Annotated in this window: 14 protein-coding genes and 1 pseudogene; 5 read left to right on the plus strand and 10 right to left on the minus strand. The window is 60.5% G+C overall.

Translation table 11 applies throughout. From position 1 onward, the window contains the following. Window positions 1–137: 137 nt before the first annotated feature. From LIX91_RS09135 to cobA, 3 genes and pseudogenes are all read left to right on the plus strand, one after another. Window positions 138–1,337: pseudogene (locus LIX91_RS09135) on the plus strand (NAD(P)/FAD-dependent oxidoreductase); the annotation flags it as partial. 26 nt (window positions 1,338–1,363) lie between these two features. Further along, on the plus strand, window positions 1,364–4,084 hold the full coding sequence (locus LIX91_RS09140) for a nitrate reductase (RefSeq protein WP_226488379.1): 2,721 nt from the start codon (window positions 1,364–1,366) through the stop codon (window positions 4,082–4,084). A gap of 10 nt (window positions 4,085–4,094) precedes the next feature. Then, on the plus strand, window positions 4,095–4,856 hold the full coding sequence (gene cobA, locus LIX91_RS09145) for a uroporphyrinogen-III C-methyltransferase (protein WP_226488380.1): 762 nt from the start codon (window positions 4,095–4,097) through the stop codon (window positions 4,854–4,856). An 87-nt stretch (window positions 4,857–4,943) separates the two neighbouring features. On the opposite strand, the gene LIX91_RS09150 is transcribed toward cobA, so the two are convergent. From LIX91_RS09150 to ppsA, 8 genes are all read right to left on the minus strand, one after another. Then, window positions 4,944–5,978: an OmpA family protein gene (locus LIX91_RS09150; RefSeq protein ID WP_003416159.1), complete on the minus strand. Its 1,035-nt coding sequence runs from the start codon at window positions 5,976–5,978 to the stop codon at window positions 4,944–4,946. Between the two features lie 105 nt (window positions 5,979–6,083). Then, window positions 6,084–6,674 carry an RNA polymerase sigma factor SigX gene (sigX, locus tag LIX91_RS09155; RefSeq protein WP_003315686.1) on the minus strand — a complete coding sequence of 197 codons (591 nt, stop codon included), beginning with the start codon at window positions 6,672–6,674 and terminating at the stop codon, window positions 6,084–6,086. A gap of 82 nt (window positions 6,675–6,756) precedes the next feature. After that, on the minus strand, window positions 6,757–7,581 hold the full coding sequence (locus LIX91_RS09160; RefSeq protein WP_226488381.1) for a mechanosensitive ion channel family protein: 825 nt from the start codon (window positions 7,579–7,581) through the stop codon (window positions 6,757–6,759). 2 nt (window positions 7,582–7,583) lie between these two features. After that, on the minus strand, window positions 7,584–7,832 hold the full coding sequence (locus tag LIX91_RS09165) for a hypothetical protein (RefSeq protein WP_003347124.1): 249 nt from the start codon (window positions 7,830–7,832) through the stop codon (window positions 7,584–7,586). A gap of 86 nt (window positions 7,833–7,918) precedes the next feature. Further along, entirely contained in the window at window positions 7,919–8,914 is a 996-nt protein-coding gene (locus tag LIX91_RS09170) for a zinc transporter ZntB (RefSeq protein WP_003315689.1), read from the minus strand. An 11-nt stretch (window positions 8,915–8,925) separates the two neighbouring features. Further along, window positions 8,926–9,414, minus strand: coding sequence for a ribonuclease E activity regulator RraA (gene rraA / locus LIX91_RS09175; RefSeq protein WP_100073671.1), 489 nt, complete (start codon window positions 9,412–9,414; stop codon window positions 8,926–8,928). A 98-nt stretch (window positions 9,415–9,512) separates the two neighbouring features. Then, window positions 9,513–10,502, minus strand: a complete 990-nt coding sequence (locus LIX91_RS09180; RefSeq protein WP_032702816.1) for an alpha/beta fold hydrolase — start codon at window positions 10,500–10,502, stop codon at window positions 9,513–9,515. A gap of 192 nt (window positions 10,503–10,694) precedes the next feature. Beyond that, entirely contained in the window at window positions 10,695–13,070 is a 2,376-nt protein-coding gene (gene ppsA / locus LIX91_RS09185) for a phosphoenolpyruvate synthase (RefSeq protein WP_004418234.1), read from the minus strand. Between ppsA and LIX91_RS25775 the strand changes: the two genes are divergently transcribed. Together LIX91_RS25775 and LIX91_RS09190 are read left to right on the plus strand one after the other, a co-directional pair. Continuing rightward, complete coding sequence (locus LIX91_RS25775) at window positions 13,017–13,253, plus strand: hypothetical protein (RefSeq protein WP_370683431.1); 237 nt, start codon at window positions 13,017–13,019, stop codon at window positions 13,251–13,253. The two genes, ppsA and LIX91_RS25775, sit on opposite strands and share 54 nt — an antisense overlap. Before the next feature lie 39 nt (window positions 13,254–13,292). Then, window positions 13,293–14,111: a pyruvate, water dikinase regulatory protein gene (locus LIX91_RS09190; protein ID WP_003347114.1), complete on the plus strand. Its 819-nt coding sequence runs from the start codon at window positions 13,293–13,295 to the stop codon at window positions 14,109–14,111. A gap of 33 nt (window positions 14,112–14,144) precedes the next feature. Here the strand turns inward: LIX91_RS09190 and prpF are convergent, their stop codons facing one another. Both prpF and acnD read right to left on the minus strand, forming a co-directional pair. After that, window positions 14,145–15,335, minus strand: a complete 1,191-nt coding sequence (prpF, locus tag LIX91_RS09195) for a 2-methylaconitate cis-trans isomerase PrpF (RefSeq protein ID WP_226488382.1) — start codon at window positions 15,333–15,335, stop codon at window positions 14,145–14,147. Between the two features lie 136 nt (window positions 15,336–15,471). Then, window positions 15,472–18,060 carry a Fe/S-dependent 2-methylisocitrate dehydratase AcnD gene (gene acnD, locus LIX91_RS09200; protein ID WP_226488383.1) on the minus strand — a complete coding sequence of 863 codons (2,589 nt, stop codon included), beginning with the start codon at window positions 18,058–18,060 and terminating at the stop codon, window positions 15,472–15,474. Between the last annotated feature and the right edge of the window lie 140 nt (window positions 18,061–18,200).

Genomic DNA, 18,200 nt, shown 5'->3' on the forward strand with positions numbered 1-18,200 from the left:
CCGCCCTCAACGCTGAAGGCTGCGTCTCCCGAGAGAACGGGACCGGACAAAGGCGTCCTCGTCAGGCCACTGACGGGACGCCTTTTTTTGTTTGCGCGAAATGTGTCGAGCACGCGCTGCAGTGACTCGGAGGCAAGATGACCAAACTCAAACTGGTGATGATCGGCAACGGCATGGCCGGCGTGCGCACACTCGAAGAGTTGCTGAAACTGAGCGAAGACCTTTACCACATCACGGTCTTCGGCGCCGAGCCACACCCCAATTACAATCGCATCCTGCTGTCGCCGGTACTGGCCGGCGAACAGAATTTCGAAGACATCGTGCTCAACGACCTCGACTGGTACGAACGCAACGGTATCCAGTTGTTGCTCAACCGTCGCGTGGTGAAGATCGACCGCATCAAACGTCTGGTGATCGCCGATGACGGCACCCAGGCCCATTACGATCGGCTGCTGATTGCCACCGGTTCGCGACCGTTCATACTGCCGATCCCCGGCAACACGCTGAACGGCGTCATCGGTTATCGCGACATCGGCCACACGCGGCAGATGATCAACGCCGCCGTCACGCGCAAACGCGCAGTCGTCATCGGCGGCGGACTGCTCGGCCTGGAAGCGGCCAACGGCCTGAGTCTGCGCGGCATGCACGTCACGGTAGTGCATAACGGCCGGACGCTGCTGGAGCGCCAGCTGGACAAGACCAGCGGGCGGATGTTGCAAGCGGCGCTGGAAAGGCGCGGCCTGAGCTTTCGCCTCGACGAACAGACCAACGCTCTGCTCGGCGATGATCAGGGCCGTGTAACCGCAGTGCAATTCAACAACGGCGACAGGATCGACGCCGATCTGGTGGTCATGGCCGCCGGCATACGGCCCAATACCGAATTGGCCGAGCAAGCCGGCCTGCCCTGTAACCGCGGCATCCTGGTCAATGACACCTTGCAGACCTACGACCCGCGCATCTACGCGATTGGCGAATGTGTCAGCCACCGTGGCATCGCCTATGGGCTGGTGGCGCCGCTGTTCGAGCAGGCGCGGGTCTGCGCCAATCACCTTGCGCAACTGGGCTTTGCCCGTTATCCGGGCTCGGTCACCTCGACCAAGCTGAAAGTCACCGGCATCGACCTGTTTTCCGCCGGGGATTTTCTGGGTGGTGAAGGCACTGAAAGCATCACCCTTTCCGACCCCATCGGCGGCATCTACAAGAAGCTGGTAATAAAGAACGATATACTGGTCGGCGCCTGCCTGTACGGCGACACGGCCGACGGCAACTGGTACCTGCAGCAGATCCGTGATGGCCAGGGTATCGACGCCATACGCGACCACCTGATGTTCGGCAAACCCGTTGCTCCAGAGGCTGCCTGCGCATGAACAGTCTTGCCCTCCACACCCCTCGAGTCACGGCGTCTACCTGCTGCTATTGCGGCGTGGGCTGCGGCGTGCTGATCGAACATGACGGCGAGCATATTCTCGGTGTCAGCGGCGACCCGAAGCACCCGGCCAACTTCGGCAAACTATGCAGCAAGGGCTCGAGCCTGCACCTGACCGGCGACATCGAGGCGCGCGCGCTGTACCCGGAACTGCGCCTGAGCAAAAGCCTGGCGCGCAGCGTCACCGATTGGGATACCGCGCTGGAGCATGCGGCCAACATGTTCGCCGAGACCATTCGCGAACACGGCCCCGACAGCGTCGCCTTCTACATTTCCGGCCAGTTGTTGACCGAAGACTACTACGCGTTCAACAAGCTGGCGCGCGCGCTGATTGGCACCAACAATATCGACAGCAACTCACGGCTGTGCATGTCCTCGGCCGTAGCTGGCTACAAGCGCAGCCTGGGTGCCGATGCACCGCCCTGCAGCTACGAAGATATCGAACTGAGCGACTGCGTGATGATCGTCGGCAGCAACATGGCGTACGCGCACCCGATTCTGTTTCGTCGTCTGGAAGAGGCAAAAAGCCGTCGTCCGCAGATGAAACTTATCGTCATCGACCCACGGCGCACCGACACCTGCGAACTGGCCGACCTGCACCTGGCGATTCAGCCCGGCACGGACGTCGCGCTGTTTCACGGCATCCTTCATATACTGATGAACGAACGGCTGATCGACCCGGCGTTCATTGCCGCGCACACGCAGGGCTATGAGGAACTGGCCACGCTGGCCCGTGATTACCCGCCTGAGCACGTGACCTCCCTCTGCGGCATTACTCTGGAACAGCTGCACATCTGCGCCCGCTGGGTGGGCGAAGCGCCGGCTTTTCTGTCGCTGTGGTGCATGGGGCTGAATCAGTCCACGGCCGGCAGCGCGAAAAACAGCGCGCTGATCAACCTGCACCTGGCGACCGGGCAGATTGGCAAACCCGGCGCAGGCCCCTTCTCGCTCACCGGCCAGCCCAACGCCATGGGCGGACGTGAAACCGGCAGCCTGTCCAACCTGTTGCCTGGCCATCGCGACGCGGCAAATCCTCAGCATCGTCAGGAGGTTGCAGACTACTGGGGCGTCGACAGCCTGCCTGCCAATCCCGGCCTTTCAGCCATCGAACTGTTCGAGCAATTGCAGAACGGAACGATCAAGGCCCTGTGGATTGCCTGCACCAACCCGGCACAATCACTGCCCGACCAGAACCGCATCAGGCAAGCGCTGGAAACCTGCCCGTTCGTGGTACTCCAGGAAGCCTTCAAGACCACCGAAACTGCGCGTTATGCCGATCTGTTGCTGCCTGCTGCCAGCTGGGGCGAGAAAGAAGGCACGGTGACCAACTCCGAACGGCGCATCTCCAACGTGCGCAAAGCCATCCAGGCGCCCGGCGAAGCGCGCTCGGACTGGGCAATCACGGTAGATTTCGCCCAGCGCCTGCAAAAACGCCTGCAACCCGACGCACCCGCGCTGTTCGATTTCGCGACACCCAAAGCCTTGTTCGATGAGTTCAAGGACCTGACGGTCGGGCGCGATCTGGACATGTCCGGAATCGACCGCGAGCTCATCGACCAGCATGGCCCGCAACAATGGCCCTTCCCGCGTGGCGCCAGCAGCGGCACGCCGCGCCTGTACAACGATGGCATCTTCCCCACCGATTCAGGCCGGGCGCAGTTCCTGTCCGAGCCTTACATTGCCGCCAGGGAGTTGCGCGATGCCAACTACCCGCTGACACTCAACACCGGCAGGCTGCGCGATCAGTGGCACGGCATGAGCCGCACCGGCACCGCTGCGCGCTTGTTCGGGCATGCCAGCGAAGCAGTGCTGAGCCTCAATCCGCAGGACATGCTCAGCCATGACCTGCAACCCGGCGACCTGGTCAAACTGATCAGTCGGCGCGGCGAGCTGCTGTTGCCGGTCAGCAGTGAGGACAGCGTTGCAGTCGGCCAGGCCTTTGTGCCGATGCATTGGGGCGACAGGTTCCTCAAGGGCGGTGTCAACGTTCTCACCCAGCCAGCCTTCGACCCGATCTCGAAGCAACCGGAACTCAAGCACGCCGGCGTGAGGATCGAAAAAGCCCACCTGCCCTGGCAGTTCTTTGCGCTGGTCGAGGGCAACGTGCAGCAACGAATGGAAAAGCTGCGCCCCTTGTGCGACACCTTCACTTACCTGAGCATGAGCCTTGCCGGACGCGAGCGGCCGGCGCTGGTGATACGTGCCGCCAGCGCAGAAGCACCGGATTCCGGGCTGCTGCAGCAGATTGATCGTGTACTGGGCCTGGATGAAGGACCGGTCATGGCGTATGACGACCCAAAGCGCTCGATCGGTAAGCGGGTACGGATTGACGATGATCGTATTACCGCGATTCGCCTGGCCGGCGAAACACTTGCCCGGCATTGGCTGCAGACGTTGTGGCTGGAAGAACGCGTCAATGCTTCATTGCGGCGCTGGCTGTTGGCACCGTTGAGCAGCGAACCGGGCAAAGACTCGACACAGACTCGCGACAAGACCTTGTGCAACTGCATGAATGTCAGCCAGAACGCAGTAATGAGCGCTATCGAGCGTGGCCTGAACCTGAATGAACTCAAGACACAGTTGGGCTGCGGCACCCAGTGCGGCTCCTGCGTGCCGGAAATAAGAAGACTGATCCATACCGTGGCGGTTACAGAATGAGGAATGCGGCATGAGCGCAAAAGTATGGCTGGTGGGCGCGGGCCCAGGCGACCCGGAATTGCTGACCCTCAAGGCAGTACGTGCCTTGCATGAAGCCGACGTGGTGCTGATCGACGATCTGGTCAACCCCGCAGTGCTGGAACATTGTCCGGGAGCGCGAGTCATCGCGGTCGGCAAGCGCGGCGGTTGTCGTTCGACGCCACAAGCGTTTATCCATCGCCTGATGCTGCGCTATGTACGTCAGGGCAAATGTGTCGTTCGCCTCAAAGGCGGCGATCCGTGCATCTTCGGACGTGGCGGTGAAGAGGCTCAATGGCTGCAGGAGCACGGTGTCGCCGTGGAGCTGGTCAACGGCATTACGGCAGGTCTTGCGGGGGCAACACAGTGCGGCATTTCGCTGACCCTGCGCGGTATAAGCCGTGGCGTGACGCTGGTCACCGCCCACACTCAGGACGACAGCACCCTCAACTGGCAGGCACTCGCGCAAGGCGGAACCACCCTGGTGGTTTACATGGGAGTGGCGAAACTGGCGGAAATTCGCGAGAGTCTTCTGGCAGGCGGGATGGGTGGCAAGATGCCGGTGGCGATGATCGAGAACGCTTCGCTGCCGTGGCAGCGTGAATGCCGCAGCACCCTGAGTGCCATGCAACAGGACGCAGTCGCTTTCCAGCTGAAGAGCCCCGCCATTCTGGTGATCGGCGCGGTTGCCGCGTACAGCAATGAGCTGCTCAATCAAACCCTGACAGACCACGCGCAGCTGAATGCCGGCTGACCTCAAGGCCGCCTGCACAGACGCAATGCCAAATCGCAGGCAAAGAAAAGCCCGGCCTAAGCCGGGCTTTTCAGTACAAGCGGCTAATTACTTAGCTTGAGCTTCTACTTCTGCTTCTACGCGACGGTTAACTGCGCGGCCAGCTTCAGTTGCGTTGTCAGCAACTGGACGGGATTCGCCGTAACCAACCGAGTTTACGCGGCTAGCGCCAACACCGTACTGGTTAACCAGAACCTGTTTAACGGCGTTTGCACGACGCTCGGACAGTTTCTGGTTGTAAGCGTCAGGACCGACGGAGTCAGTGTGACCTTCAACAGTGGTGGTGGTCTGTGGGTACTGCTGCATGAAGTCAGCGAGGTTCTTGATGTCGCCGTAGCTGTTAGGCTTGACTACGGATTTGTCGAAATCGAACTTCACGTCCAGCTCAACACGAACCACTTCGGCAACTGCTGGGCAGCCATCAGCATCAACGGTAACGTTGGCTGGGGTGTCCGGGCACTTGTCGACGTTGTCGCACACGCCGTCGTTGTCGCTGTCGGAGCACACTTCAGCTACTGGAGCTGGAGCTGCTTCAACTTTCTTGCTGCCGCCGCCGAAGTTTACACCGATACCGACGCTAGGCGCCCACTCGGTGTTGCCTTGGTCGATGTTGTACTGAGCTTCAACGCCTGCACGGGCATAGAAGTTGTCAGTGAAGTACAGCTTGGCGCCGCCGCCGATGTTGGCGAAGGTGGAACCGTCACGGCCACGGCGAGCGTCTTGACCGATGCTCTGGTCAGAGAAACCGGCAGATACGTATGGACGCAGCATGTCGCCTGGGTTGTTGAAGTGGTACAGAGCGTCCAGAGCAGTGTCTGCGCCCTTGATGTTCTTGCCGCTGTCGCTACGGACGTTGTGGACTTCGTCGTAGCCCAGACGCAGCTCAACATCGTCAGTCAGGAAGTAGCCAACGGAGCCGCCGAACAGGTTGCCGTCGTTTTTGAAGTTACGATCGCTGTCGTAGTACTCTTTCTTGGCGAAGCCTTCGATTTCGACCGCGCCTTGGCCTTGAGCCAGAGCGCCGAACGAAGTTGCGGCAACAATAGTACCAATGGCCAAGCCCAAGGTGTTTTTCAGTTTCATCCGTTAAATCCCCATCTGATGATTATTAAGCAGTCCCACACAGGGGGACAACTCAGCGGCAAGTCTACCAGACCTTGCCAGTTTGTTAGAGATATTTGCACCGTATTAAGTTTCGGCGATTCCCGCAAATTTCTCTCGTAATTTATCTAAAGCCCGCTTGTAACGCATTTTCGTTGCGCTCAAGCCCATGTGCATGATGTCAGCGATCTCCTGGAATTCAAGTTCTGCAACAAAACGCAGGACCAGAATCTCCCGATCGATCGGGTTCACATACACAAGCCAGCGATCAAGTCCGCCCCGTTCTTCAGGTTTGGGCGCCTTTTCTTCCGACGCTTCCTCAAGTGGATCCAGACTCAGCGCGTCCATCAAGCGACGCTTACGCCGTTCCTTCCTGTACTGCGTGATGCATTCATTGTAGGTGATGCTGTACAGCCAGGTTTTAAATTTAGATTTACCTTCAAAATTTTTCAACCCATACAACACTTTAAGCATCACCTCCTGACAGACATCGTCAGCGTCGCGATCGTTCCCCAGATAACGTGCACAGACGTTAAAAAGTGTCCTCTGGTAACGGCGCATCAATTCTTCGTAGGCCCGCGTCACATTGAACAGCTCAACGTGGGCGCGCGCAACCAGCTCCTCATCTGAGAGCTCGCGTGGATCGTAGCGCGTCGAAAACGGTTGAGGTTTATTCAAAACAAATCTTGCCGACAGTCAGGTCAATGTCCGCCATGGCCTGTATCGGCAACCTGGCGGCATACATTAGCAGGTTAACCGCTTAACGGCTGCTTACTCTCTGCTCGAGCAGGATGCGGTTGGAAAACGACACCAGCTCCCCCTCGTCTGTCAGTAGTGTTGTCTTGAGCGTACCGATTTCCTCAATCTGCCCTTCCGTATCGCCTATCTGTACCTGTTGCCCGACCTGAAACAGCTCGCGGACGTAAATTCCGGCAATGATTTGACCGGCAATTTCGCGACTGCCGAGGCCCAGGGCAAGCGCCACTGTCAGACCAACGGTAATCAGCGCAATCACAATAACGTGGTTCAGCAGGTCGGTCTTGACCTCGAGCTGGCTGATCGCGACCGAAATACTGATGATAATGACCAGCCCCTGGGCAATTCGCCCCAAGCCTGCAGAGTAGTCGATCCCTACGCCTTCGGCAGCACCGCGTACCAGGCCATTGACCAGTTGCGCCAGTAGCACACCGACCAGCAGCACCAGCGCGGCACCAAATACCTTGGGCAAATACAGCGCCAGCATGTCCAGCGTCGCTGAGACCCGCTGCAGGCCCAAAGATTCAGCGGCCGATACGAGAAAGATAAGCAGAACGAACCAGTAGACGACCTTGCCGATCAGCGTGGAGACCGGCACCTTGACGCCAGCGCGGCCGATGATCTTGGTCAGGCCGGTACCGCCGACCAGACGATCAAGGCCCAGTTTGGCCAGTAATTTGGAAAGCAGTGCGTCGAGCAGCTTGGCGACGACAAAACCGAGCAACACCACAACCAGGGCGCCGAACAGGTTGGGGATGAAGTTTGCGACTTTGGTCCACAATGCAGTCATTGCAGCAAGAAGGCTCTGGGTCCAGAGATTCAGTTCCATGCTCAATCAGCCTTATCGATAGAACGCGCACCACTCGAGGTGCGACGAGAAACGGGAGAGACGTGGGCCGAGCCGTTGTTCACGGCGATCATCAGCGCCTGCGACCAGCGGCCCAGCAACCCGAACAACACACCGGCGCCGACCTGGCGATTGGCGGTCTTCAGGACGCGTCCCAGACATGCGTCATCATCCCGGCTGGAGGATGAAGAATTGAGCATGTCGCGTAAAGATTCTTCAAACGGATCGTGCATCAGGCACCTCACGTAATGTCATTCAAAGACGCGACGCGAAAACAACAAGTCACACAGGCTCGCCAAATAACCATCACAGGCCCGCCCTATACCCAACGCAAACGGCGGAACAACCACCACTGCCCTGCGCCCAGTGCGACGATCAGCAGACAGGCCACCAGAAAGCCGTACGAACTGGCCGAACCCGGAATGCCGCCAACGTTGATACCCAGCAGACCGGTGAGAAAACTCATCGGCAGAAAGATACAGGTAATGATCCCGAAGCGGTACATGGTGCGGTTCATGTGCTCGCGCAGGCGCCGGTCCTCGGACTCCAGCAGCAGCCCCACCCGCTCGCGGGTCAGCTCGAGCTCTTCCAGATAACGGGTCAGGCTGTTGTTCAGCTCATTCCAGTAATCAGCGTCGTCATGGGCAAACCAGGACAGCTTGATGCGTGAAAGCTGACCATAAATATCTCGCTGCGGCCCAAGGAACCGGCGCAGGCCGGCAGCGCGTCGACGGATGTGCAGCAGCTTGCCATGTTCGGGATTGTACCGTTCGTCGGCGTCGTTCTTTTCTTCCTCTTCATCGACCGACTCGGTCAGTTCACCCACCAGGTCCTGAACCTTGTCAGTGAGGTGCTGCGCGAGGTGCAGAATCAGCTCCGAGGCGCTCTTCGGGCCTTTGCCTTGCCCCAGCAGCTCAATCAGTTCCTCGGTGGCGCGCAACGGACGCAGGCGCAGCGAGATCACCCGCTGCGCGGCAGCGAAGATACGCACCGAGACCATGTCTTCGGGTTCCGCACCGGGATTCAGATTCACACCGCGCAGAAACAGCAGCAGCTCCTGCTCCGGCAACGGCAGCAAACGCGGCCGGGTGTTCTCTTCCAGCAACAGGTCGCAGGCAAACTCGCTCAGACCGCTACCGGTGCGCAGCCAGGCATGCGTCTGCGGGTGGCTACGATCCCAATGCAGCCAGAGGCTTTCTTCTGGCTGCAATGCAAGGTCCTGCAACTCGGTTCGAGCGATGAAACGCGCCCCACCCTTACCGTCCAAAACGAGGGCATGAACCAGCCCCCACTGCGCGTTTGCTTCATCGAACATGGATACTTCGCTTATTCCGGCATGGTCAGAGGTGATGGGGAAATGACGACGCCGTTGTTATCGGCGTACAGGTACTCACCGGGGCGGAACGTCACGCCGCCAAAGGTCACCGGCACATTCAGTTCGCCTATGCCGCGCTTCTCGGTTTTCTTCGGATGGCTGGCGAGCGCCTGGACACCCAGGTCGGTCTGGGCGATGACATCCACATCGCGGACGCAGCCGTAGATCAACATGCCTTCCCAGCCGTTCTTTGCAGCCTTGTCAGCCAGCATGTCACCCAGCAGCGCACAACGCAGTGAGCCACCGCCGTCGACGACCAGTACCTTGCCCTTGCCGTCGAGCTCGACCTGCTCCCTGACCTTGGAGTTGTCCTCGAAACATTTCAGCGTGACGATCTGGCCACCAAATGAATCGCGGCCGCCAAAATTGCTGAACATCGGCTCCACGACCTGAATCAGGTCCGGATAGGCGTCACACAGATCGGGGGTGAGGTAGTGCATGGGTCAACTCCTGTCATCGGCTATGGGGTCGCGATTGATACAGACGGTTTACTGAAACAGACACGACCGGATGAGCCTAACCATAGCGACTTTACCGGCTAACTGCCTACCGCGACCTGAAACTCTGCAACCTGTTCAGGAACGGAACGCTCACCCAGCCACTCGATCACGCGCGGCCAGACCTGCTGCTGCGCGGCCTTGCTGACCAGCATCTGCACATGGTCGAAATCCTCGCTGAAGCCGTGTTCGCGGCCCAGGCAGAGGAATTGCCTGTGTTCGCTGCCGATCTGCTCGAACAGTTCACGGCATGCCCACACCGGGTCCTGATGGTCGCCGGCCGCAGCGACAGCCAGAACCGGCACCTGAACCGCGCTCAACCCTGCCCACCAGTTGTTGTCACGCTCACCGAAACGTCCGAACAGCCCGTGCCAGCGCATGCTTTCCAGAACCAGACCGATCGGCTCGTCTTCCGGCCCGCGCTTGAAACGCGGTCCGGAGATATGCTCGAAGGACCTCAACAGCAACTTCGCAGACCACTGCAGTGGCGGGACTTTCAGCGGCCAGTAGGTGCGGCTGACCTGGCTGGCGAACAGCGCCACGGACGCCGCAGTATCAGCCCCAAGATACTGACCGCCCAAGGCTGCCGCCAGGCTCGTGCCGCCCAGCGAGTGGCCGATCCAGTGCGGTATCTGGCCACTTTGCTCGACGACGAACGCGGCAATGGCTGGCAAATCGAAACGCGCGTAGTCCGCCACGCAATTGCTGCGATAACTCAGGTTGCGAGCCGACAAGCCATGGCCGCGCATTTCAGGAATCCACACGTCATAGCCGGCCCGCGCCAGATACGCGCCCAGACCTATGCCCTTGGGCGAATACCAGAACCGCCGGTTGGAAAAACTGCCATGCAGCAGTATGACCGGAGTGCCACGCACATCCGGCTGATCGACGCGCCCCAGCCGGGTTACCGCCAGTTCGACACTGGCGTCGGGGCTGTTGGCAGGTTTGAGACGGTAGACGTCCTCGACCAGATCGCCACGACGCTCGGCGCTGATCAAGGCCACGGGAAAAAGCTGGCTGCTGCTCTGCATATCACTCTTTATCTGGTTTGACAGACGGGATGAAACCACGCGTTCCGGGGTCTCGCGGTGCGCCATAAAAAAGGCGGCTTCCGAAGAAACCGCCTCATTCAAACACCTGAACCACATGACGGCTCAGGCCGCGTTCGCGTCACACGGCCGCCCGGTCTTGTAAGGGACGTGCCTCAGGTAAGCCGCCGCCTGTCAGACAGGCGCCTGAGCCTCGGCGAGGAAGAACCAGGTCTCCAGTACCGAATCGGGGTTCAGCGACACACTCTCGATGCCCTGATCCATCAGCCAGCGCGCCAGATCCGGGTGATCGGAAGGCCCCTGCCCGCAGATGCCGATGTACTTGCCAGCCTTGTTGCACGCCTGAATAGCATTGGACAGCAGCTTTTTGACCGCCGGGTTACGCTCATCGAACAGGTGGGCGATCACGCCGGAGTCACGGTCGAGACCGAGCGTCAGCTGGGTCAGGTCGTTGGAGCCGATGGAGAAGCCGTCGAAGTACTCCAGAAACTCTTCCGCCAGAATCGCGTTGGACGGCAGTTCGCACATCATGATGATGCGCAGGCCGTTTTCGCCACGCTTCAGGCCATTGGCGGCCAGCAGATCGATCACCTGGCTCGCCTCGCCCAGGGTGCGGACGAACGGCACCATGATCTCGACGTTGGTCAGGCCCATCTCTTCGCGCACGCGCTTGAGCGCACGGCACTCCAGCTCGAAGCAGTCACGGAAGTTCTCGCTGATATAGCGCGACGCACCGCGGAAGCCCAGCATCGGGTTTTCTTCTTCAGGCTCGTAGAGCTTGCCGCCGATCAGGTTGGCGTACTCGTTGGACTTGAAGTCCGAGAGGCGCACGATGACCTTCTTCGGCGTGAACGCGGCAGCCAGAGTACTGATGCCCTCGACCAGCTTTTCGACATAGAAACCGACCGGATCGTCGTAACCGGCGATGCGCTTGTCGACGCTTTCCTTGATTTCCGGTGGCAGCACCGAATAGTTGAGCAGCGCCTTGGGGTGCACGCCAATCATGCGATTGATGATGAACTCCAGACGCGCCAGACCGACACCGGCATTGGGCAACTGGGCGAAATCGAAGGCACGGTCCGGGTTGCCGACGTTCATCATGATCTTGAACGGCAGATCAGGCATCGCGTCGACCGAATTGGTCTTGATGTCGAAGCCCAGCTCGCCTTCGAAGATATAACCGGTGTCGCCCTCGGCGCAGGAGACCGTAACACCCTGGCCATCCTGAAGGGTGTGCGTGGCGTTGCCGCAGCCGACCACTGCCGGGATGCCCAGCTCACGGGCGATGATCGCCGCGTGGCAGGTACGACCGCCACGGTTGGTGACGATTGCGCTGGCGCGCTTCATGACCGGCTCCCAGTCCGGGTCGGTCATGTCCGACACCAGCACGTCGCCGGGCTGGACCTTGTCCATCTCGGACACGTCCTTGATGATGCGCACCTTGCCCGCGCCGATGCGCTGACCGATGGCACGGCCTTCGACCAGCACCTTGCCGGTCTCCTTGAGCAGATAGCGTTCCATGACGTTGGCCGAAGCACGGCTCTTCACCGTTTCGGGGCGAGCCTGAACGATGTACAGCTTGCCGTCGTCACCGTCCTTGGCCCACTCGATGTCCATCGGGCACTTGTAGTGCTTCTCGATGATCATCGCCTGTTTGGCCAGCTCGGACACTTCGGCATCGCTCAGGCAGAAACGCGCGCGATCGGCAGGCTCGACGTCGATCACCTTGACCGAACGACCGGCCTTGGCTTCTTCGCCGTAAATCATCTTGATCGCCTTGCTGCCCAGGTTGCGACGCAGGATCGCCGGGCGGCCAGCCGCCAGCGTGTCCTTGTGCACGTAGAATTCGTCCGGGTTGACGGCGCCCTGCACGACCGTCTCGCCCAGGCCGTAAGCGCCGGTGATGAACACCACGTCGCGGAAGCCGGACTCGGTGTCGAGGGTGAACATCACACCGGCCGTACCGGTTTCGGAACGCACCATGCGCTGCACGCCCGCAGACAGCGCGACCAGCTTGTGGTCGAAGCCCTGGTGTACGCGGTAGGAAATCGCACGGTCGTTGAACAGTGAAGCGAAGACTTCCTTGGCGGCACGGATCACGTTCTCGACGCCGCGGATGTTCAGGAAGGTCTCCTGCTGGCCGGCGAACGAGGCATCCGGCAAGTCTTCGGCCGTTGCGGAGGAACGCACGGCCACGGCCAGGTTCGGATTACCCGCAGAGAGCTCGGCAAACGCAGTACGGATCTGGGCGTTGAGTTGCTCGGGGAACTCGGCCTCCATGATCCACTGACGAATCTGCGCACCGGTGCGGGCCAACGCGTTGACATCATCGACGTCAAGGGCGTCCAGCGCCGCATGGATCTGCTCGTTGAGGCCGCTGAGCTCGAGAAAGTCACGGTAAGCCTGGGCGGTAGTCGCAAAGCCGCCGGGCACCGAAACACCAGCACCTGCGAGGTTGCTGATCATCTCGCCGAGGGACGAGTTTTTGCCCCCCACGTGCTCTACATCATGGACGCCGAGCTTATCGAGGGAAACTACGTACTCTACCAAGGTGATCTCTCCACTAACTGTGTTTGTTGTTGGGAAAAGCTCATTCACCTGCGCCACATGCGGTGTGGCTTCAGGCGTGTCTGCCCGGACGTACAGATCGGGCGTTCAAAACCGAGTGTTCAAAACCATGCGTGCAAAAAAGCTGCACCTGCGGGCTCTCATGGCAGGCCAGCACGCCTATGATAGCCAGAATTCGTCAACTGCTTAAGGCCTGGGGCAAAAATGAAACGATCCGCTTTCTTCATCTCGGACGGCACGGGTATCACCGCCGAAACCCTGGGCCAGAGCCTGTTGGCACAATTTGAAAACATTACGTTCAACAAGTTCACCAGGCCCTATATCGACAGCGTCGAGAAGGCGCGGGCGATGGTACAACAAATCAATAATGCCGCCGACAAGGACGATGTGCGGCCGATCATCTTCGACACCATCGTCAATCAGGACATTCGCGAGATTCTGGCGACGTCCAATGGCTTCATGATCGATATCTTTTCGACCTTCCTCGCCCCGCTGGAGCAGGAGCTTAGTTCACACTCGTCCTACTCCGTGGGTAAATCGCATTCCATCGGGCATAACTCCAATTACATGGAGCGCATCGAGGCGGTCAACTTTGCGCTGGACAACGATGACGGCGCACGGACGCATTATTACGATAAGGCCGATATCATCCTCGTCGGCGTCTCGCGCTGCGGAAAAACCCCGACCTGTCTGTACATGGCCATGCAGTTCGGTATCCGGGCCGCCAACTATCCGCTGACCGAAGATGACATGGAGAGGCTGCAACTGCCTGCAGCGCTCAAACAGCATCGCGAAAAACTGTTTGGCCTGACCATCGACCCGGACCGTCTCACCGCGATCCGCCATGAGCGCAAGCCCAACAGCCGCTACTCCAGCTACGCGCAGTGCGAATTCGAGGTGCGAGAGGTGGAAAGCCTGTTCCGCCGCGAGAACATCGCGCACATCAATTCCACGCATTTTTCGGTGGAAGAAATCTCCGCCAAGGTGTTGGTCGAAAAAGGCGTGGAGCGACGTTTCAAGTAGACGCTGCGAGCCCCCTTTTGCAAGCTGACGACTTCAGGCGCCTGGCTGCGGCACCCGCACCCAGCCTTCCATCAGCACGCGGGCGCTGCGGCTCATCAGGGCCTTGGTGACTTTCCAGTCACCGCCCTCCTGAACGGCCTTGGCGCCGACCCGCAATGTGCCGGAGGGATGGCCAAAGTTGACGACACTGCGCGCCTGACCGCCAGCGGCCAGATTCACCAGCGTGCCTGGAATGGCCGCCGCTGTGCCGATGGCCACCGCAGCCGTGCCCATCATCGCGTGGTGCAGCTTGCCCATCGACACGGCGCGGACCAGCAGCTCGATATCCTGCGCAGCGACAGGCTTGCCACTCGACGCCACGTAATCGGCGGGCGCAGCGACAAATGCAACCTTGGGCGTGTGCTGGCGTGCGACAGCTTCATCGATGTTGCCGATCAGGCCCATGCGTACAGCACCGTAGGCGCGAATGGCTTCCAGACGGGCCAGCGCCTGCGGATCACTGTTGATATCGCCCTGCAGCTCAGTGCCGGTATAGCCGATGTCGGCAGCGTTGACGAAAATCGTCGGGATGCCGGCATTGATCATGGTCGCCTTCAGAATGCCGATGCCGGGCACCTCCAGCTCGTCCACCAGATTGCCGGTGGGGAACATCGAGCCGCCCGCGCCCTCTTCGTCCGCCGCCGGATCAAGAAACTCCAGTGGCACTTCCGCTGCCGGGAAGGTCACGCCATCCAGCTCGAAATCACCGGTCTCCTGCACCGCGCCGTTGCTGATCGGCACATGGGCGATGATGGTCTTGCCGATGTTGGCCTGCCAGATACGCACCACCGCGACGCCGTCCTGCGGAACACGGCCCTGGTCGACCAGGCCACTGGTAATCGCGAACGGCCCCACGGCCGCTGACAGGTTGCCGCAATTGCCGCTCCAGTCGACAAACGGCTTGTCGATGGACACTTGGCCGAACAGGTAATCGACATCGTGGTCGGGCATGCTGCTGCGCGAAACAATCACGCTCTTGCTGGTACTCGACGTCGCCCCGCCCATGCCGTCGATCTGCTTTTCATAGGGGTCAGGACTGCCGATGACCCGCAACAGCAGCGCATCCCGCGCCGCGCTCGGAACCTGTGCAGCTTCGGGCAGATCAGTCAGCCTGAAAAACACACCCTTGCTGGTGCCACCGCGCATGTAGGTGGCGGGGATGCGGATCTGGGGTGAATGAGCCATGAATTCGTTGTCCTGTTCAAAGAGCGCGCTGCGCGCTCAAAATCGGACGCAGAGCGTCCAGAACTGCATGCCCACGCGGAGCATGGGCACGATAGTGCTCTTGCGCACGCTTGGCGTTCCTCACGCTCCAGCGTAGCTACGATGCAGTAGCCTCCAGAAAGTCCTGAGCAAAACGCTGTAATACGCCGCCCGCCTCATAAATAGAGAGCTCTTCGGCGGTGTCCAGACGACAGGTCACCGGCACCTCGACGCGCTCGCCGTTACGGCGCTGAATCACCAGCGTCAACGTCGCACGGGGTGTGCGCTGGCCGATCACATCGAAGGTTTCACTGCCGTCGATGCCCAGGGTCAGACGGCTGGTGCCGGGCTTGAACTCCATCGGCAGCACACCCATGCCCACCAGATTGGTGCGGTGAATACGCTCGAACCCTTCTGCAGCAATCGCCTCGACGCCCGCCAGCCTGACGCCTTTGGCCGCCCAGTCACGGGACGAGCCCTGCCCATAGTCGGCACCGGCAATAATGATCAACGGCTGCTTGCGCGCCATGTAGGTTTCGATGGCTTCCCACATGCGTGTGACCACACCTTCGGGTTCGATACGGGTCAGCGAGCCTTTTTTGACCTTGCCGTCGACCACTGCCATCTCGTTGACCAGTTGCGGGTTGGCAAAGGTCGCGCGCTGGGCGGTCAGGTGGTCGCCCCGATGGGTCGCGTAGGAGTTGAAGTCTTCCTCCGGCAGGCCCATTTTCGCCAGGTACTCGCCCGCCGCACTGTCGAGCATGATCGCGTTGGACGGCGACAGGTGATCGGTGGTGATGTTGTCCGGCAGTACGGCCAGCGCCCGCATGCCCTTGAGCGTGCGCTCTCCGGCCAGCGCGCCTTCCCAGTAGGGTGGGCGACGGATGTAGGTGCTCATCGGACGCCAGTCGTAAAGCGGCTCGACCTTCGGCCCGCTGTGCTCTTCGATGGCAAACATCGGGATATAGACCTGGCGGAACTGCTCCGGCTTGACCGACGCCTGCACGACGGCATCGATCTCTTCATCGCTCGGCCAGATGTCCTTTAGACGGATTTCCCGGCCCTCGGCGACGCCCAGCACGTCGTTTTCAATATCGAAACGGATGGTCCCGGCAATGGCGTACGCCACCACCAGGGGCGGCGAGGCCAGAAAGGCCTGCTTGGCATAGGGGTGAATACGCCCGTCGAAATTACGGTTACCGGACAAAACCGCCGTGGCGTAAAGGTCGCGGTCGATGATTTCCTGCTGGATCAGCGGATCGAGCGCGCCGGACATGCCGTTGCAGGTGGTGCAGGCAAAGGCCACGACGCCGAAACCCAGTTGCTCCAGCTCGGACGTCAGCCCGGCGGCATCCAGGTACAGCGCTACGGTTTTCGAGCCGGGGGCCAGCGATGACTTGACCCAGGGTTTGCGCAGCAGCCCCAGGCGGTTGGCGTTGCGTGCCAGCAGACCGGCGGCAATGACGTTGCGCGGGTTGCTGGTGTTGGTGCAACTGGTGATCGCAGCGATGATCACCGCGCCGTCGGGCATCCGCCCCGGCACCTCGTCCCATTGCCCGGCAATCCCTCTGGCCGCCAGATCGGCGGTGGCGACCCGCGCATGAGGATTGGAGGGTCCAGCCATGTTGCGCACCACACTGGACAGATCGAAACTCAGCACCCGCTCGTACTGCACCTCGCTCAGGCTGTCCGACCAAAGACCGGTGTGCCGGGCATACAGCTCGACCAGCTTGACCTGCTCGTCCTCGCGACCTGTCAAACGCAGGTAGTCGATGGTTTGCGAATCAATCGAAAACATCGCCGCCGTCGCGCCGTATTCAGGTGCCATGTTGGAGATTGTTGCCCGGTCGCCCAGGGTCAGACTCGACGCGCCTGCGCCGTAAAACTCCAGGTAGGCACCGACCACTTTCTGCTGACGCAGGTATTCGGTCAGCGCGAGCACCAGGTCGGTGGCGGTGATGCCTGGCTGATGGCGCCCGGTCAGTTCGACGCCGATGATGTCCGGCAGACGCATCCACGAGGCGCGCCCGAGCATGACGTTCTCGGCCTCGAGCCCGCCGACGCCGATGGCAATCACGCCCAGGGCGTCGACGTGCGGCGTGTGGCTGTCCGTGCCCACCAGTGTGTCGGGGAAGGCCACGCCATCGAGCACCTGCACCACCGGCGACATTTTCTCCAGATTGATCTGGTGCATGATGCCGTTGCCCGGCGGGATCACTTCGACGTTCTTGAACGCCTGCTTGGTCCAGTCAATGAAATGAAAACGATCTTCGTTGCGACGGTCTTCAATGGCGCGGTTCTTGGCGAACGCCTGCGGGTCATTACCGTCGGACTCCACTGCCAGCGAGTGATCGACGATCAGTTGCACCGGAACCACCGGGTTGACCAGCGCAGGATCGCCGCCCTGCGAAGCGATCGCGTCGCGCAGCCCGGCAAGGTCGACCAGCGCGGTCTGACCCAGAATGTCGTGGCAGACCACGCGTGCCGGGAACCAGGGAAAATCCAGATCACGCTTGCGCTCGATGAGCTGGGTCAACGAGGCATTCAAGGTCGCCGGATCACAACGGCGCACCAGGTTCTCGGCCAGCACCCGCGAGGTGTAGGGCAGCGTGGCATAGGCACCGGGCTTGAGCGCCTCGACGGCCGCCCGAGCGTCGAAATAATCCAGTCGGGTGCCAGGGAGCGGTTTGCGAAATTCACTGTTCATTGCGGGACTCGATCACGGAGTGTTCGGAATACGGGTGGGGAGCTCGTCTGCGGCTCCCCTGCCCCCTTTTAGGCTCTGTACGAAAAGTGGCTGCGCTCGGTGATGCTTCGTTAAAAACAGGCTCGGAATGCTCATTTACA

Source organism: Pseudomonas sp. B20, assembly GCF_020515755.1.
Taxonomy (GTDB): domain Bacteria; phylum Pseudomonadota; class Gammaproteobacteria; order Pseudomonadales; family Pseudomonadaceae; genus Aquipseudomonas; species Aquipseudomonas syringae.

Coding starts and splice junctions, on each gene's coding strand:
- LIX91_RS09140 (WP_226488379.1), top strand. CDS start 1,364: ATGAACAGTCTTGCCCTCCACACCCCTCGAGTCACGGCGTCTACCTGC.
- LIX91_RS09170 (WP_003315689.1), bottom strand. CDS start 8,914: ATGTTCGATGAAGCAAACGCGCAGTGGGGGCTGGTTCATGCCCTCGTT.
- prpF (WP_226488382.1), bottom strand. CDS start 15,335: ATGGCTCATTCACCCCAGATCCGCATCCCCGCCACCTACATGCGCGGT.
- LIX91_RS09180 (WP_032702816.1), bottom strand. CDS start 10,502: ATGCAGAGCAGCAGCCAGCTTTTTCCCGTGGCCTTGATCAGCGCCGAG.
- LIX91_RS09150 (WP_003416159.1), bottom strand. CDS start 5,978: ATGAAACTGAAAAACACCTTGGGCTTGGCCATTGGTACTATTGTTGCC.
- LIX91_RS09160 (WP_226488381.1), bottom strand. CDS start 7,581: ATGGAACTGAATCTCTGGACCCAGAGCCTTCTTGCTGCAATGACTGCA.
- cobA (WP_226488380.1), top strand. CDS start 4,095: ATGAGCGCAAAAGTATGGCTGGTGGGCGCGGGCCCAGGCGACCCGGAA.
- rraA (WP_100073671.1), bottom strand. CDS start 9,414: ATGCACTACCTCACCCCCGATCTGTGTGACGCCTATCCGGACCTGATT.
- LIX91_RS09165 (WP_003347124.1), bottom strand. CDS start 7,832: ATGCACGATCCGTTTGAAGAATCTTTACGCGACATGCTCAATTCTTCA.
- acnD (WP_226488383.1), bottom strand. CDS start 18,060: ATGAACAGTGAATTTCGCAAACCGCTCCCTGGCACCCGACTGGATTAT.
- LIX91_RS09190 (WP_003347114.1), top strand. CDS start 13,293: ATGAAACGATCCGCTTTCTTCATCTCGGACGGCACGGGTATCACCGCC.